This window comes from Tamlana sp. 2_MG-2023 (assembly GCF_030548465.1).
Lineage (GTDB): Bacteria > Bacteroidota > Bacteroidia > Flavobacteriales > Flavobacteriaceae > Pseudotamlana.
The window spans coordinates 14062-31026 of the sequence record NZ_JAUOSF010000005.1 but is presented as its reverse complement, the minus strand read 5'-3'; the positions used below and the strand labels follow the sequence as shown (position 1 = coordinate 31026).

Annotated in this window: 9 protein-coding genes; 7 read left to right on the top strand and 2 right to left on the bottom strand. The window is 39.0% G+C overall.

From position 1 onward, the window contains the following. Positions 1-7: 7 nt before the first annotated feature. Positions 8-1030 (bottom strand): LacI family DNA-binding transcriptional regulator, encoded by a 1023-nt coding sequence (locus tag Q4566_RS09660; protein WP_303420586.1) that lies wholly within the window; start codon positions 1028-1030, stop codon positions 8-10. 155 nt (positions 1031-1185) lie between these two features. Between Q4566_RS09660 and Q4566_RS09655 the strand changes: the two genes are divergently transcribed. The 6 genes from Q4566_RS09655 (at position 1186) to Q4566_RS09630 (ending at position 12605) form a co-directional block, all read left to right on the top strand. After that, the gene (locus Q4566_RS09655; RefSeq protein ID WP_303420584.1) at positions 1186-2835 is read left to right on the top strand and encodes a sodium:solute symporter family protein; all 1650 of its coding nucleotides are present in this window, start codon (positions 1186-1188) and stop codon (positions 2833-2835) included. 26 nt (positions 2836-2861) lie between these two features. Then, positions 2862-5141, top strand: coding sequence for an FAD-dependent oxidoreductase (locus Q4566_RS09650; protein WP_303420583.1), 2280 nt, complete (start codon positions 2862-2864; stop codon positions 5139-5141). Between the two features lie 25 nt (positions 5142-5166). Then, positions 5167-8220 (top strand): glycoside hydrolase family 2 TIM barrel-domain containing protein, encoded by a 3054-nt coding sequence (locus Q4566_RS09645; RefSeq protein ID WP_303420581.1) that lies wholly within the window; start codon positions 5167-5169, stop codon positions 8218-8220. A 36-nt stretch (positions 8221-8256) separates the two neighbouring features. Then, positions 8257-9381, top strand: a complete 1125-nt coding sequence (locus Q4566_RS09640) for a glycoside hydrolase family protein (protein WP_303420579.1) — start codon at positions 8257-8259, stop codon at positions 9379-9381. A gap of 31 nt (positions 9382-9412) precedes the next feature. Further along, complete coding sequence (locus Q4566_RS09635; RefSeq protein WP_303420577.1) at positions 9413-11125, top strand: glycoside hydrolase family 2 protein; 1713 nt, start codon at positions 9413-9415, stop codon at positions 11123-11125. Between the two features lie 175 nt (positions 11126-11300). Then, entirely contained in the window at positions 11301-12605 is a 1305-nt protein-coding gene (locus Q4566_RS09630) for a glycoside hydrolase (RefSeq protein WP_303420575.1), read from the top strand. A gap of 429 nt (positions 12606-13034) precedes the next feature. On the opposite strand, the gene Q4566_RS09625 is transcribed toward Q4566_RS09630, so the two are convergent. Continuing rightward, positions 13035-14639 carry a hypothetical protein gene (locus tag Q4566_RS09625; RefSeq protein WP_303420573.1) on the bottom strand — a complete coding sequence of 535 codons (1605 nt, stop codon included), beginning with the start codon at positions 14637-14639 and terminating at the stop codon, positions 13035-13037. Between the two features lie 205 nt (positions 14640-14844). Here Q4566_RS09625 and Q4566_RS09620 point away from each other — a divergent pair, with 205 nt between their 5' ends. Next, positions 14845-16950, top strand: coding sequence for a glycoside hydrolase family 97 protein (locus Q4566_RS09620; RefSeq protein WP_303420570.1), 2106 nt, complete (start codon positions 14845-14847; stop codon positions 16948-16950). Positions 16951-16965 lie beyond the last annotated feature (15 nt).

Genomic DNA, 16965 nt, shown 5'->3' with positions numbered 1-16965 from the left:
GGAAAAGTTAAACGTTTTTCTGCAAATGATTAATGGACGAATCTCTAACATTTAATCGGCCATTTAAAAATATGGTTTGGGGTACAAAAATGCCTTTGTTTGCAATTTGTTCAAGTAATAGGTTTGCTGCCGTTTGCCCTATGTCTTTAGTGGGTTGTTCTACAGAAGTAAGGCTAGGGTGAATGTGTTTTGCCAAGTTAGATTCTGTAAAACCAACCATCGCAATATCATTAGGAATGTGATAGCCGCTTTGTTTAAATATGTTCATAGCACCTATAGCACAGGAATCGTTGGCTGCAAAAATAGCTCTAGGCACTTCATTATTGTCAATCAATTGTTGGGCAACACGCTCTCCATCTTTAGTTCTAAAACCACAGGGAATTATTTTTCCGGGTTTAACTCTGTGTTTTCTATGAGCTTGTTGAAATCCACTTACTCGATTTTGGGTTAAATTTAGATTTTCACTACCTTTTAAATGAACAATATTTTGGTAGCCTTGCATAATTAAGTGTTCCGTAGCAAATAAAGCCCACTTGAAATCGTCAAATAACACCTGAGAAGCGGGAATATCGTCTACTGTACGGTTAAAAAATACTATCGGGATATTTTGGTCTATCAGACTTTTGTAATAGCTGTTATTTTTATTTTCCGAGGTGAGTGAAATAATTAAACCGTCTACTTTATTATCAACCAAGGTTTCTACATTTTTCTTTTCAATTTCCCAGGAGTAGTTCGATTGCATCATGAGGACTTGGTACCCCTTGTCGTGTAAAATTTCTTGAGCCCCCATTAATACCTTTGGAAAGAAGCTATTCTCAAATTCAGGAACCACAACGCCTATATTAAAGGAGCGTTGCTGAATTAACTTCCGAGCAATCGGATTGGGTCTGTATCCTAATTCTTCTGCCTTTTGTAAGATCAAATCTCGCGTTTCTGGTTTAATATCATATTTATTATTAAAAGCGCGCGATACAGTAGAAATTGAAACGTTTAACGTTTTTGCTAAGTCTTTTATGGTGATATGCTTCATGTGTTGAAAGTACTCTAAAAATTTATTTCCGACAATTTTCGGAAACGTTTCCGGTAAATAAATTATGTTCGGAAACGTTTCCGAAGGGCAGAATTCATACTAAAGCATTTTGTCTGTTTTATTATGATTAATTTGCTGTAAATTATTATAAAGTCATGGGCAGCATTGATATTTCGGTTATTCTAATATTTACAGCTTTGGTTTTTATCTGCGGTATGAGTTTCTCAAAATCGGGTAAAAACATGAAGTCTTATTTTGCTGCTGGTGGTGCCTTGCCGTGGTGGATGAGTGGTTTGTCCTTATTTATGAGTTTTTTCTCGGCTGGTACTTTCGTGGTTTGGGGCTCGATTGCCTATAAAAGTGGCTGGGTGGCCATTGCCATTCAATGGACCATGTGTATTGCCGGGATTATCATTGGGTTTTTTATTGCTCCGAAATGGCAAAAAACCAAGGCTTTAACGGCTGCAGAATTTATTACAGACCGCTTAGGCTTAGCAACTCAAAAAATATACACCTATTTATTTTTATCCATTTCCATATTTACTACAGGAGCCTTTTTATACCCGGTGGCTAAAATTGTTGAAGTCTCTACGGGAATTCCGATTACAGCAAGCATCATTTTCTTAGGAATTTTAATATTAATCTATACTACTGTAGGTGGCTTGTGGGCCGTAATTGTTACCGATGTTCTACAATTTGTTGTACTCACAGCTGCTGTGTTAATTGTGGTGCCGCTGTCGTTTAAGAAAATAGGCGGGATAGATAATTTTATAGCGAAAGCTCCTGACAATTTTTTCAATCTCGTAAACGAGGAATATACACCTGGGTTTTTAGTGGCATTCGGCTTGTATAATCTGTTTTTTATAGCAGGAAACTGGGCATACGTGCAACGCTATACCAGTGTCGCCACGCCAAAAGACGCGAAAAAGGTAGGTTGGCTCTTTGGTGGTTTATATAGTATTAGTCCGTTAATTTGGATGTTGCCGCCCATGATTTATCGTGTTTTAAATCCCGATTTATCGGGCTTAGCCAATGAAGGTGCTTATTTATTAATGTGCAAAGAAGTGCTGCCCGTTGGTATGTTGGGCCTAATGCTAGGCGGGATGGTATTTGCCACATCGAGTTCGGTAAATACAACTTTAAACATCTCGGCTGGAGTATTGGCTAATGATTTATACCGTGCGATTAAACCCGATACAACAGATGAGAAGTTAGTACGCGTGGGAAAACTAGCTACTGTAATTCTAGGATTATTAACCATTCTTATAGCCTTAATGGTACCTTATTTTGGTGGAATCGTAGAAGTGGTCATGAGTTTGGCTGCCTTAACTGGAGGTGCTATGTTTTTACCGCCTTTATGGGCCTTATTTTCTAAAAGGCAAACCGGAGAAAGTGTCTTAACCGTTACCATTGTTTCGTTAAACATCAACGCATTCTTTAAATTTTTTGCTCCAGATTTACTAGGTATTACCTTAGATAGAGCAACAGAAATGGGTGTTGGCATAGCCATTCCTATTGTATTATTAGCGATTTATGAAATAGTCGCCTCAGGAAAGCAATCGGTGTCTGACCAATACCTTACTTATACCAAATTGGTAGCCGAAAAAACTTCAAATATTGATACTGAAACCGAAAAAGAATCAAGCAATAACCGAGGCGGTCGCGTTATTGGTATTGGTGTTTCGGCAACAGGTTTACTCATTTTAATGTTGTCATTTTTAGCAGCAGAAGACGGGCCTTTAGTTGGCGGCATGGGTGCTTTGGTCATAGTAGTTGGTGGCATTATCATATTCAAAAACAAATAGGAAAACAGCTAAGCAATTCAATAAGCATGATTACACAACATTTTAACCCCGAAAGACGATCGAATAAAACACTAGAGTTACAAACGGAATTTGTAGTCGTAGGTGGTGGTATGGCTGGTGTTTGTGCGGCCATTACGGCGGCGAGAAAAGGAACTAAAACCATTTTGGTTCAAGATAGGCCGGTTTTAGGAGGGAACGCCTCTTCAGAAGTCCGACTTTGGGCTTTGGGAGCCACCTCGCACATGGGGAATAATAACCGTTGGTCGCGAGAAGGTGGTGTAACCAATGAGATTTTTGTCGAAAATTTATATAGAAATAAGGAAGGGAACGCTGTAGTATTCGATACGGTTTTATTGGATAAGGTCATGCAAGAGCCAAACATCACCTTATTGTTAAATACAGCAGTTTACGAAGTCGAAAAAAAAGATGCCAAGCAGATAAAATCAGTTAAAGCTTTTAACTCGCAAAACGCAACGCATTATGTTATTTCGGCGCCTTTATTTTGTGATGCCTCAGGCGATGGGATAGTGGCGTTCCAAGCTGGTGCTAGTTTTAGAATAGGAGCAGAAAGCAAGGAGGAGTTTGGCGAATTGTTTGCCCCAGACGAGTCTTACGGCGAATTGTTAGGCCATTCTATTTTCTTTTATAGCAAGCGCGCTCCTGAACCTGTAAAGTATGTGGCTCCAGAATTTGCCTTAAAAGATATTACTTCGATTCCCAGATATAAAGTCATCGAAAAAGACGATACCGGTTGCCGATTTTGGTGGTTGGAGTACGGCGGAAGAAAAGATACCATTCACGATACCGAAGAAATTAAACACGAATTATGGAAAGTGGTTTATGGCGTTTGGGATTATATAAAGAATTCAGGTGCCTTTGAAGATGTAGACGATTTAACCCTAGAATGGGTTGGGAATATTCCTGGGAAACGCGAAAGCAGACGCTTTGATGGTTTGTATATGATGACCCAACAAGATGTTATTGGTCAGAAGCGCTTTCACGATGCCATTGCTTTTGGAGGTTGGGCGATAGATTTACATCCTGCCGATGGCGTCTATAGCGAAAAATCTGGTTGTACCCAGTGGCACTCTAAAGGCGTGTACGATATTCCGTATCGCAGTTTAATTCCTAAAGATATCGATAATCTGTTTTTGGCCGGACGTATTATTAGTGCATCACATGTGGCGTTTGGTTCTACACGGGTTATGGCAACTACAGGATTTACCGCTCAGGCAGTAGGTATGGCGGCGACTTTGTGTAAAGCGAAACAAATTCGTCCTGCCGATATTTTGGAGCATGGGTTGATTAAAGACCTTCAAAATGAATTAAATTTAGAAGGACAAAGTATATGCGATACACCTATTTTACCAGAAAGTAATTTGGTAACTAAAGCCAAGGTGACCGCGTCTTCTACTAATAATTTGTCAGAAATCGCTTTTAATGGCGATTGGTTGCCTTTAAATACTTCTGCGGCTATGTTGTTGCCTTTACAAAAGGAAACAGCATATACCTTTAAACTTGCTGTAAAAGCTACAGAAGCAACTAAACTTCAAGTGGAATTGCGTATAGCAAAACAGGATAAAAATTACACCCCTGAAATTACCTTAGAAACGCAAAGCATTGCTGTGGAAAAAGGGGAACAATTTGTGACGGTTTCCTTCAATAAAACTTTAGAAAAAGAACAATATGCCTTTGTGTGTTTTATGGCGAATAAAAACTTGAGTATTCAAGAAAGTGACCAATTATATTCGGGTGTTTTGGCTGTTTTTAATGGTGTGAACAAAGCGGTTTCCAATAAAGGGAAACAAACCCCGCCGGAAGGTTTAGGCGTAGACACTTTCGAGTTTTGGATTCCTTACCGACGTCCGGCAGGGAAACACATGGCTATGGAAATCAGTCCGGTGCTTCAGGCTTACCATCCTGAAAATATTTGTAATGGCTATGTTAGACCATGGAGAACGGCCAATTCTTGGACAGCCGACTTAAAAGATGAACAACCATCACTTACAATAACATGGGCTAAAAAACAGCGTGTTTCTAATATAAAATTGTTTTTAGATGGCGATTACGATCATGCCATGGAGTCGGTTCAATTTGGACATTACGACGCGATTGTACCGCAGTGTTTACAAGAGTATACCATTAAAACAATAGAGGGGGAGCTTTTGGTAGAACAAACGGGGAACTACCAAACCATTAACAATTGGAAACTAGAAAAACCTATTGAAACGGAAGGGCTTATCATTGAAGTAAAACATCCATCACAAACCACACCAGCTACCATTTTTGAGGTGGTTTGTAGCTAAAACAATAGTTTAATAATAGGTTAAAATGAATACTAAATTGCAACATAAATCCATTATCAGCGGTGTACTTAACATCATCATGTTATTGTGTTGTATAAGCATGTGCCATGCACAAAGCGCAACAAAAACTTCAGAAGGAAATTATTCCTTAAATGGCACATGGAAGTTTAGCACTATAGATGGTCAAGGCTATAATTATTTGAATGTCACCGAAACAGCATCCGATGTTATTATAGATAATTCAGATGCTCAACAGGTTGTTGTAAAAGGAAATTGGAGCACAAAAACCAATGCCGAAAGAGCGACGAGCTTTTATAAAAAAGATTATTTGTCGCGTCATTTTAAGCTGGGAGAAAGCCAAGACAATTACGTGCGTTTTTATCCGCATTTAAAAACCTCAGGCTATTACGAAGCTTTTGTAAAATACCCTTTTGCGAGTCATCTTACAGCGCAATGCAACATCAGTCATGCCGAAGGTTTAACAACAAGCTATATGAGCCAGCGTATTTTTTGTGGAGAATGGATTAGTGTTGGAATATATAAATTTGATAAAAACGACAAGAATTATATAGAACTTACAGCTACCACGGAAGGGCAAGTGGCGGCAGATGCCGTATTATTTAAGCCCATTTCTGAAAAGGCTTACAAGCAGGCAAAAACCTTACCCAATCAAGTTTACTTACCCGAATTTAACGACAGCCAATGGCACGACCTTAAAGTGCCTGGGCATTGGGGCATGATAAATGATTACTCCAATTATACCGGAATAGGCTGGTATCGTAAATCGTTTACTCTTCCAAGGGATTGGACGGCTAAAAATGATGAGCGCATCCGGATTCAATTTGGTGCAGTGTATCATCTGGCTAAAATTTATGTGAATGGCGAATTTGTAGGCAAGCATCAAGGAGGATTAACGCCATTTGAATTTGATATTACAGATAAACTGAAATTCGGCGAAAAAAATATCATAGCCGTTGCTGTCGATAACGCGTTTATTGTTGGCGCTACTTGGAATTGGGGCGGAATTATTCGAGATGTTACGCTTGCAAAAGATACTGATGTTCGCATAAAAAATCAATACATACATGCAGAACCAGATTTAGAAACGGGTACGGCAGCGGTAACTTTAAAGGTGACTATAGAAAACAATGCTCAGGTTGCCAAAACAGTGCATGTGCTGTCTAAAATAAAAGACATTCCTAGTGTGACTTTGGAGGCGAATACTATTGAAGTTCCTGCAAATAGTACAAAAACGGTGACCTTAAAAACCATTTTAAAAGCAGAGGATGTCCAATTATGGCATTTCGATAATCCGAAGTTATACAGTTTGCAAACTAGCATGTCGAATGCTGATGAAGCCTTAGATATTGAAGACGACACCTTCGGCATTCGAAAAATAGAGGTTACCGATTCGGAATTGCTTTTAAACGGAGAAGCCATTCGAACAGGCGGTTTTAATCGGGTTAGTGAAAATCGGTATTACGGCTCTTCGGAACCTATGCACATTTTAGAACGCGATGTCGATTTAATGAAAGCTTCCGGAGCTAATTTTATGCGCATTATGCATGGTACTCAAAATGAAAAACTGATTGAGTTATGTGATAAAAAAGGGATTTTACTCTTTGAAGAAATTAATGTTCGGGATTTAACCAATCCAGAATTTTCTGCTCCCGATTATCCTTTAATCAAATCCTGGTTAAAAGAAATGATTGAAAGAGACCGCAATCACCCCAGTATTATTGGCTGGAGTGTGGGAAATGAATTAGCGCATCATTACGATTATGCTAAAAATATGATGGCTTATGTGCGCACGGAATTAGATGGACATCGCTTGTTAACCTGTGTTAGTAATTCTGGGCAAAAGGAAACTTACACCAGAACAACCGACCCCAATACACATGTCGATATTATCATGCATAATATGTATCGCTGGCAGGGAGACCCTCAGGAGATTTTAAATACCCTGAGAGCAAAATGGCCTACCAAACCCGTGTTTATTTCGGAGTATGGTTTCAACCCCTATCCCACAGCCTCTTTAGATGGCGACAAGCCCATAGTTTCAGAATGGAACGCGCATTTTAGAGGAAAAAATGAATTTGTAATCGGTACTTCCATGTGGACTTTTAACGATTATAGAAGTGGTTACGCGGGAACTTCTGCCGAAGAAAATCGCGTGTGGGGCGTAGTGAATGTTTGGGGGCAAAAAAGACGTTTGTTCGAGCGTTTTCAGAAGGAAAATAGTCCGATAAAAACATTGCAATTGGGTGAAATAGATTGGTCTAAAAATACCACTACGGTAGACCTAGTAGCGAAAGATAAATTGGACTATCCGAGTTATAGCATGAAAAATTATAGACTTGTGGCGACGTTCAGTAATAAAAAAGGAGATACTCTGCATCAGGAAACCATCGCCTTACCAAGCTTAAAACCGGGAGCGGATTGGCGTGGGGAATTACATTGGAAAGGATTAGAGAACCCGTATCAATTATTGGTTAAAGTCCTGAATCCTTTAGGCTACGAAAGAGCAAAACATGACGTGTTTTTTGCAGTGCCTGATGCGCCTGAAATCCGTCAAGTAATTCCGGGGAAAAATAGTATGCGAGTTTATTTTGATACCGCTAAAGGTGTAAAAGAATATAAACTCGCTTATAAAACAGAAGATGGCAGTTTTCAGTATACCAAGCCCACAATTTCAGATTTTATAGTACTAGATAATTTAAACGCGGCGTCTTATACGGTGGCCCTAATAGCTAGTAACACAAAGGGTGATAGCGATTTGTCTAAAGCAGTGAGTGTGACTTTAAACAACAAAACCTTACCGCCTGTGGTCTGGGAATCCTTTATCGCCGACCAAAAATTAGTGATTGGCTATTCAAGTGATTTTGAAGATGAAACCTACACGGTAGCCTATGGGCATAATAAAAATAAGCTGTCTAAATCGTTTACCACAAATGTGAGAGGGATGATGACGATAGATTTAGACGAGTCATTAAACGAAGCACCACTATATTTTAAAATGAAAAGACATAGTAAGGCAGGAACCAGTAGTTGGTCGCCAACGTATACGGTCGAAAAGTAAGATTAATGAAACAAGTGATTACCTAAAATAATAGAAATGAAATTATTAATATCAAGCCTTTGTGTACTGGCGCTGCTGATTTCTTGTAAGCAGAAAACCAAAGAGGTATCAGAAGTTAAACAAACCGAACACCTCGCTCATTATAACATCGCCTTAGGGAAGGTGTCTAAATCAGCCATCTTTAAAGAGGATGGTAAGAGTGTTTGGGGCGGCAGTTTGGTTAAAGGGGACGATGGCTTGTATCATATGTATTATTCCAGATGGCCTAAAAAAATAGGTTGGGAATGGGTGAATTATTCAGAAATTGCACATGCCACAGCGCCGACACCGTTCGGGCCTTTTACATTTCACGATGTGGCTTTAGCCGATAGAGGAAAGGAGTTTTGGGATGGAGCAACCACCCACAATCCGACCATCTTAAAAATTAGGGATAGATATTATTTGTATTACATGGGGAATACAGGCGATAAAGAAGTTGTAAGTGAGCCCGGTAAGGCAAAAATTAACTGGCAACATAGAAATAATCAACGTATTGGTGTGGCTGTAGCCGATAATCCGAATGGACCATGGACGCGCTTAGATAAGCCGGTGTTAGACATAACGCATCATGACGATACTGCCCATGATGCCTTAATGACATCTAACCCGTCAGTTTGCGAAATGCCGGATGGCAAAATTCTAATGGTTTACAAAGCGGTTGGAAAAGCACACGAATTACCTGCCGGAGGGCCGGTGGTGCACATGGTTGCTATTGGAGACAGTCCGACAGGGCCATTTAAGAAATTTCCGGATCCTGTGTTTGTGTTTTCTGGAGAACGATTTCCTGCAGAAGACCCTTATATTTGGTATCAGGATGGAAAATATAGAGCGATTGTAAAACGTATTAAGTTTGAAGGGAATAAGCGCTTGTTTTCTTTGGTGCATTACGAATCGGAAGATGGTATAGCCTGGAACAAGGGAAAATATTTCCAAGTTTCTGATAGAACCGTAACATGGGACGATGGCAGTACCACAAAATTCGATCATTTAGAGCGTCCGCAAGTGTTTATCGAAAATGGCGAGCCCGTAGCCTTGCTTTGTGCGGCAGATACCATTGACGTTAACAATGTACGTCATGCCTTTAATATTCAAATACCATTAAAAATCACTAAAGAAAAATAAAAATATGCATCGGTTTTTTACCTTAATTTTTATGGCGAGTTTACTTTGGTCCTGTGGCGAAAATGGGAGCAATACAACTGCTGCTGTTTCATTTCAAAAGAGTAAATCTTTAAATGGCACGTGGCATTTCTTAGCCTCCAATTCTATAGATGAAACGAGTGTGTTGGAAGCCAATTATAGCCAGTGGGACAGCCTTTCCGTACCCGGGAATTGGGATACAACCAAGCGCTATTCGGAGTATGTTGGTAAAGGCTATTATCAGAAAGCGTTTAAGCTTCCGGAAACTTGGAAAAATAAACAGATCCGATTGAAGTTTGATGCCGTGTATCAAACTGCTAAGGTGTGGCTAAACGGACATTACTTAGGTGAAAATGTGGGTGGTTATTTGCCTTTTGAATTTAATATTACCGATAAAATGAATCATGAGGACAATAATACGTTGATTGTCATGGCTGATAATACCATTAAGCGCGGTGCTTGGTGGGCTTGGGGCGGTATTAGTCGGTCGGTGAATTTGTTCGCCGATGAAGCGGTCCGATTGGTTTATCAGCAGATCACTTCAGTTCCAGATTTTGAGACTCAAAAAGTGGATTTCTCTATAAAATATCGCGTAGAAAACAAGGGTAATTCCGCTGCTTCAGTTAGCATTCTTTCTGAAATAGAAGGACAAGACCAGCTGGAAAAGCAAACGATTAGCGTACCTGCAAACAGTATGGTAGACAAGGTGCTTCATTTTCAAAAGAATTTAAACGACTATACACTCTGGGATTTAGAGCAGCCATATGTATACACGCTTACCAGTAAATTAGTGTTAGATGAAATGTTACTTGATGAACAATCGGATGCTTTTGGAATAAGAACATTTGAAGTGCGCGGAGAGCAATTCTTCTTAAACAATCAGGCCGTTCGCTTAAACGGGTTAAACCGGGTACACGATCATCCAGACTTCGGAAATTCCGAGCCAGATGCCCTTGTAGAAGCAGATATGAAAGATTTAATGGCACTCGGAGCGCGTTTTTCGAGGTTGATGCACGCACCACTATCTGAAAATATCCTTGAGTTTTGTGATAAAAATGGCTTTTTATTGGTAGAAGAAATTCCTGTTTGGGGTGAAAAAGACCCGAATTCGAAACCGAATAACCCGATAACGAAACAATGGATGAAAACCTTAGTCGAGCGTGATTTTAATCATCCTAGTGTGGTGGCTTGGAGCGTAGGGAACGAATTGCGAACCGACGAACCCGAATGGGGTAAGCAACACCTAACCAAAGAACAGTACCACTATGTGGATGAGATGCTTGACTATGTAGCAATCTTAGATTCCACCAGACTAAAAACATATGTGAGTAATACCGCTTATCAAGCCGGAGAAATAGGAAATGAACCTTACGAAAAGCTAGATTTTTTATCGGTGAATAGCTACGGACATGCTTTAAAAATCGTGGAGAAAGTGCATGAAAGGTTCCCGGATAAGCCTATTTTCTTATCTGAAATAGGACGCGGACAAATTGGCCCGGCTCCAGATGCGGTTTTAGATCAAGATTTACTAAGCTGGTTAAAAGCACTAAAATCCTATCCTTATGTTACGGGCGTGTCTTTATGGAGTTACAATGATTATAGAAGTAATTACAAAGGCACCCCAGAATCTGGATTTAGAGAATGGGGAATTGTAAGTGAACGTAGAGAGAAAAAGGAAGCGTATCAGCAATTAAAAGACATTTACCGGTTTTGGTTGGAAAAATAAATATGAAACGAGTATTAATTATTTTATTCGCAGCAATGGCGTTTGGGGAGCATGCTCAAAACGTATTGAAGCCGATATTTAAGGAAGAAACTGGGGGGCATGTTTGCTACATTAGGCTGCAGAAGTATCATATCATTTAGGAATGAAGTAAATAAAAGTAAAGGAATAGATTTTTATGAGAACAATTAAAGTATTAACTCTATCCATATGCAGCGCTGTATTGATAGGCGCTTGTAATGATGTGGAAAACAAGGCCATTGTTTCCGAAGAACAAGAGCAAAGTCAAGAACAAGGCGTATTTCCTTATAAAATGCCAACAGAAAAGCCTAACATCCCCTTAAGTGCAGCATCCGAACGTATGTTCGATTATCCAACACCTCGAGTTCAGGATAATGAATTGTTTTCTCAGTTTAAATATACACGACTTAAAGGCTTTGATTATAATGGTGGCGATGGCACGGTATCCCGTCGCGACCCCTCCAGACCTATTTTGGTAGATGAGACATACTATGTTTGGTATACCAAACGCCACACCAAGGTGCCGCCAATTGGTTGGAATCAAGCGGCAGAAGCTACCGATGAAATTCCTTCTACAGATTGGGATTTAGCCGAAATTTGGTACGCCACCAGTACCGATGGTATCACTTGGAAAGAACAAGGTGTTGCTGTAAAACGACCTGAAAAACCAAAATCGGGATGGCGTTCTGTTGCTACGCCTGATATTTTGGTGTGGAAAGGGAAATATTATCTGTATTACCAAGCCTTCGACGAGCCTAGTGGTTTACGCGGCGATTTATGCCCGGTGTCGATTTCGTATGCCGATGCTCCAGATGGCCCATGGATTCATGGCGGCGATCAGGTTATTCCGTTTGGAAAAGAAGGGGAATGGGATCATAAAGCAACGCACGATCCGCAGCCAATCGTGCGAAACGGAAAAATTCATGTGTATTATAAAGCGGCTTATAACAAATGGCCAGATAACCGATCGAACTACGCGGTAGGTCATGGTTTGGCAATTGCTGACGATCCGCTAGGGCCTTATACCAAACACCCTTTAAATCCGGTGATGCAATCGGGGCATGAAACAACTTATTGGCCTTATAAAGGCGGTGTGGCAACCTTGGCAATTAAAGACGGTAATGAACGTGAAACCATTCAATTTGCAGAAGATGGGGTTAATTTTAAAATAGCTTCTAGCGTTTCCCTAACACCTACTGCCGGAGCACCATATACTGCTGATGCCTTTACCGATACCAAAGATGGTAGAGGGTTTACTTGGGGACTATCACATTTTATCAATGCAGGAAACCAAGGTAAAAGCCATTCCATTATAGCGCGATTTGATTGTGATTTAAGTTTAGATTATCACGAACCTGCATATAAATCTACAGGAGTTTGGCATAAGCCCGAGGTGTATTTTGCACAAGGTACAGGAGGTATTAATAACCACCCGGAAGGGCGTGGTGTGAAGCAGAAATAACATATCCTTAGTTATTAAGGAAAAATATGCACATTATTAATCTTTTTTTGAGTTGTAATTGGTATTACTTGCCCTAAATGGGAATTCGCTGATACGATTTCCTATATTTTTAGGGAGACATTTTCATGTGTTTTTGGATAAACTCACCAATAAAATAGTCACTCACAATATAAGAGCTATCGCTACTATCAGATCAACTCATAAAAAAGGAACAGCAACTATTGTTGCCAAAGTAGGAACGATTGAAAGTGAACGTTTAACAGTACAAATTAATTAGTTACAACAACAGCAGGGTTCAACAATAGCTCAATTTTTTAAAGTGAGATTCTAACTATCTTAAACCAATTGTATTAGTAGATGGGCTTGGAAATTCCAATATTATTATAACACTGCCAACCGTTATAAACATACCAAAAATATTAGGGAGCCTTAAAATTGCTCTATCACAGTCGTTAAATTATCTTCCCTTTTTAAGTTTAATTTCTTTCTAATTCGGTATCTAGAAGTATTCACTCCATTAACAGATATATTAAGAAGTTGAGCCATTTCTTTTGCAGAAAAATTCAATTTAATCAGTGCGCAGTGCTTCAATTCTGTGGGTGTAAGGTCAGGGTAGTTCGCTTTAAGATTTTTATAAAAACCCTTATTTACATCAATAAAGCGTTTATCAAATTCTTCCCAAAGTTTTATTCTTCCTGTGGTTTTATGCTTTATCGATTTTAACAAATCAATGTTAGTAGGAGCATAATTATTGATAGACTCAACCATTTCACTAATAATGCTTTGCTTATCAATTAAACGTAAGGTGAAGGAAGTAATTTCTTTATTTTTAATTTCAACCAATGCTCGGTTTTGTTCCTGCTCCATTTGTGTTTTTAGTTGTTGCTTCTCTTTTTCTGTTTTAAATTTTTTACGTTGCAATTTTACATACCAAAACAACACCCCAACAATTATGACACTAAATAAACCTAAAAATACTAGCCTAATGGTTAGTATCTGGGCTTTCTGCTGGATAAGTTCTTTATCACGTTCCAATATAATTTTGTCACGTTCTTCTAGCTCTTCCTTATACATGTTTCTAATGCCTAACAACCCCGCATTCTGATAACTTTTGGTACTAAAGGTATTGTCGTAAATTTCCTTAGACTCCCTTAATACCACATAGGCTTCCATATATCTTTTTTGTTTGTGTAAACAAAAGGCCAACCTACTCAGGCTTTCAGATTTAGCATCGTAATGCGTTTTATAGTTATTAATACTGGAAACCGTTTTCTTAAAATAGCTTTCAGCATGTATCCAGTCTTCCTGTGCCATATAGGTGGAGCCTAAATAAAAGTAGATGATTGGTAAATAACTAGGTTCTATTCTTTTAAAGTTTTTTTCAGCCTGTTGGAGTATAACCAGTGCGTCTTCTAACTGACCAGTTTTACGGAGTATGTTGCCTTTTTCAGAATAAAGGAACGCACGTTGGTCGGGACTGTAATTTAGTTTGTCGGCTATAATTTGGCAGGAGTCTAAATACTTTAGAGAACGTTCGTATTCACCTACTTTTCGGTAGTAATGTACAAAACCATAATAGGCAGAGATAACCGCTTCATTATTCATGAAGCTTTGAGCCACCGACTTTTTTGCATAATTAAGCGCTTGCGTTCGATGTAGCAGCGTTTCTTCATTTTTATCGAAAATATAAAACATGGTAGCTAGCTGGTCGTGAACTTGAAATAATAGTTTGTCATTATTATAAGGCTCGGCATAATGTAATGCTTTCCATAAGTAACGAAAGCTATCATTGTAATTTCCTAATCTCGAATAATTTTTCGATAAACCGATAAGGGATCGAATTAACCAAATAGAATCCTTCTTGTGTTCAAAATATTGTCTGCATTCCAAAAGCTCTGTAACCTGAAGAGAATCACTGTTTATGGCAGTATGGTATAAGTCAATATATACCCTAGTACTATCTTTTGTAGAGGAATAGGCGTTATAAAAACTCACTAAAAACCCTATAATTAGAATAAATTTTATTTTTAACATGCAGTTTTTTAGATGTTTATGAATTTTGGTGGGTTTATTTAACTATACATTTCTTTATAAATACAAGTATAAGCAATTATGGAATAAAACGCATGCTTGTATGATTTTTGACGAAGTGAATTATTTCTAATTAATCAGAATTACTCGCAATTTTGTTATCGCAATAGCATTGCAACGTGCAGTCTAAATTTTAATAATGAATCGAATGAAAATATTTACTTTTTTACTGTTTTTAAGTGTGAGCTTCCTCAGTTGTAATACACCAGAAACAGAAATATCGTCTCCTGACGAAAAAAACAAAATTATCTTTACATTAAACAAAAAGGGACAACTGTTCTATGAGGTTTTCCGTGAGAATAATGAAATAATTAAAAGCTCGGCTCTTGGATTTAAATTAAAAACGAAGTCACTTCAAGAAGGATTCGAGCTTATTTCTTCTGAAACCCAAACCGAGAATACAACTTGGAAAACAGTATGGGGCGAACGAGAGACAGTTGTTAATCATTACAACGCATTAACGTTACAATTAAAGCAGAAAAGTAGCGGCATTTTGGTAAATGTGCAGGCTCGCGTTTTTGATGATGGTGTGGCTTTCCGTTATGCTTTTCCAGAACAGCCGGAACTGAAAGATTTCATCATTATGGATGAATTAACAGAGTTCAACTTTGCTGGCGACTATAAAGCTTGGTGGAATTTTGCCGATTTCGACAATTACGAGAAAGTATACTACAATTCGCCCATTAGCAAAATAGGCGACTCCATTAATTTTGCACGTCGTGTAGGCAAAGAAGAACGTGCCAACATGTGTAATACACCTCTAACCCTAGAAGTTAATGATGATTTAGTAATTAGCATTCACGAAGCGGACCTTACAGATTATGCAGGTATGAACCTTTTAAATACTTTGGAAGGCACAAAACTTAAAGCACACCTCACGCCATGGATGAATGGGGATTTGGTAAGAGCTACTGCGCCTATGAAAACTCCTTGGCGAACCATTCAAATTGGGAATAATGCCGGTGACTTAGTGGAGTCTAATTTAATCATGAACTTGAATCCTCCATGTGCCTATGAAAATACCGATTGGATTGAAACCTATACTTATATTGGTATTTGGTGGGAAATGCACACTGCTAGAACTTCATGGGCCGAAAAGACCCAGTTTGGAGTTCCACTTTCCCCAAATCGCCCTCATGGTGCCACTACCGAAAATGCGAAATACCATATTGATTTTGCTGCAAAACATGGCATCAAGGATGTACTTATTGAAGGTTGGGACAAAGGTTGGGATGATATGGAACCAGACTGGAAAGGCTATGGAATTTTTGATTGGGCTACCGCAACTGACGATTTTGATTTAGAAGAAGTGTGTCGATACGGTGCTGAAAAAGGAGTACGTATGATGATGTATCACGAGACTATTTCAGACATTGACCATTACGAACCTAAAATGGATTCTCTTTACCAAATGTGTAAAGATTTAGGAATTAAAACAGTAAAAGTTGGCTACACAGGTGGTGTTAACTGGGACACAAAAAAGCAAAAATATAGTCAGCATCACCATGGGCAGTATATGGTGCGCCACTACAAAAAAATGGTGCAGACAGCGGCCAAATACCAGTTACAGATTATAAATCACGAACCCATAAAATACACCGGAGAGCAGCGCACCTACCCTAATTTAATGGCACGAGAAGGCGCACGCGGACAAGAATACAATGCTTGGAGTGAGGGTAATAGCCCAGAACACGGTGTAGTACTACCTTTTACACGTAATTTAGGTGGTCCCAACGATTATACTGTGGGGATATTCGAGCCCATGCTACCCCAAAGAGATTGGGCCGATTTTGAAATTAGAGTGCGTAGTACCCTTGCCAAGCAATTGGCATATTTTATTACCATGTATAGCCCTATCCCAATGGCTGCCGATTTACCAAAATTCTATGAAGAACGTCCCGATATTTTTCAATTTGTAAAAGATGTAGCTACCGACTGGTCGGAAAGTAAAGTACTAAATGCCAAAATTGGTGACTATTTTACCATTGTACGTCAGGAAAAAGGAACCGACAACTGGTTTCTGGGAAGTATAACTGATGAAAACCCACGCAACTTTAAGATAAACCTGGATTTCTTAGCAAAAGACAAACAGTACGAAGCCATTATTTATGCCGATGGTAAAAATGCCGATTGGAAAATAAACCCGTACCCCGTAGATGTGATAAAAAAGAAAGTAACATCTAAAGACAGCCTGCATATTGTTTTGGCTGCCGGTGGTGGGCAAGCCATACAGTTTAAATCGATTGAAGAGTAATTAAAACTCAAAACA

What these genes read in the sequence shown, in the direction of transcription:
- Q4566_RS09660 (WP_303420586.1), bottom strand. Translation starts at nt 1,030, where the DNA reads ATGAAGCATATCACCATAAAAGACTTAGCAAAAACGTTAAACGTTTCA.
- Q4566_RS09655 (WP_303420584.1), top strand. Translation starts at nt 1,186, where the DNA reads ATGGGCAGCATTGATATTTCGGTTATTCTAATATTTACAGCTTTGGTT.
- Q4566_RS09650 (WP_303420583.1), top strand. Translation starts at nt 2,862, where the DNA reads ATGATTACACAACATTTTAACCCCGAAAGACGATCGAATAAAACACTA.
- Q4566_RS09645 (WP_303420581.1), top strand. Translation starts at nt 5,167, where the DNA reads ATGAATACTAAATTGCAACATAAATCCATTATCAGCGGTGTACTTAAC.
- Q4566_RS09640 (WP_303420579.1), top strand. Translation starts at nt 8,257, where the DNA reads ATGAAATTATTAATATCAAGCCTTTGTGTACTGGCGCTGCTGATTTCT.
- Q4566_RS09635 (WP_303420577.1), top strand. Translation starts at nt 9,413, where the DNA reads ATGGCGAGTTTACTTTGGTCCTGTGGCGAAAATGGGAGCAATACAACT.
- Q4566_RS09630 (WP_303420575.1), top strand. Translation starts at nt 11,301, where the DNA reads ATGAGAACAATTAAAGTATTAACTCTATCCATATGCAGCGCTGTATTG.
- Q4566_RS09625 (WP_303420573.1), bottom strand. Translation starts at nt 14,639, where the DNA reads ATGTTAAAAATAAAATTTATTCTAATTATAGGGTTTTTAGTGAGTTTT.
- Q4566_RS09620 (WP_303420570.1), top strand. Translation starts at nt 14,845, where the DNA reads ATGAAAATATTTACTTTTTTACTGTTTTTAAGTGTGAGCTTCCTCAGT.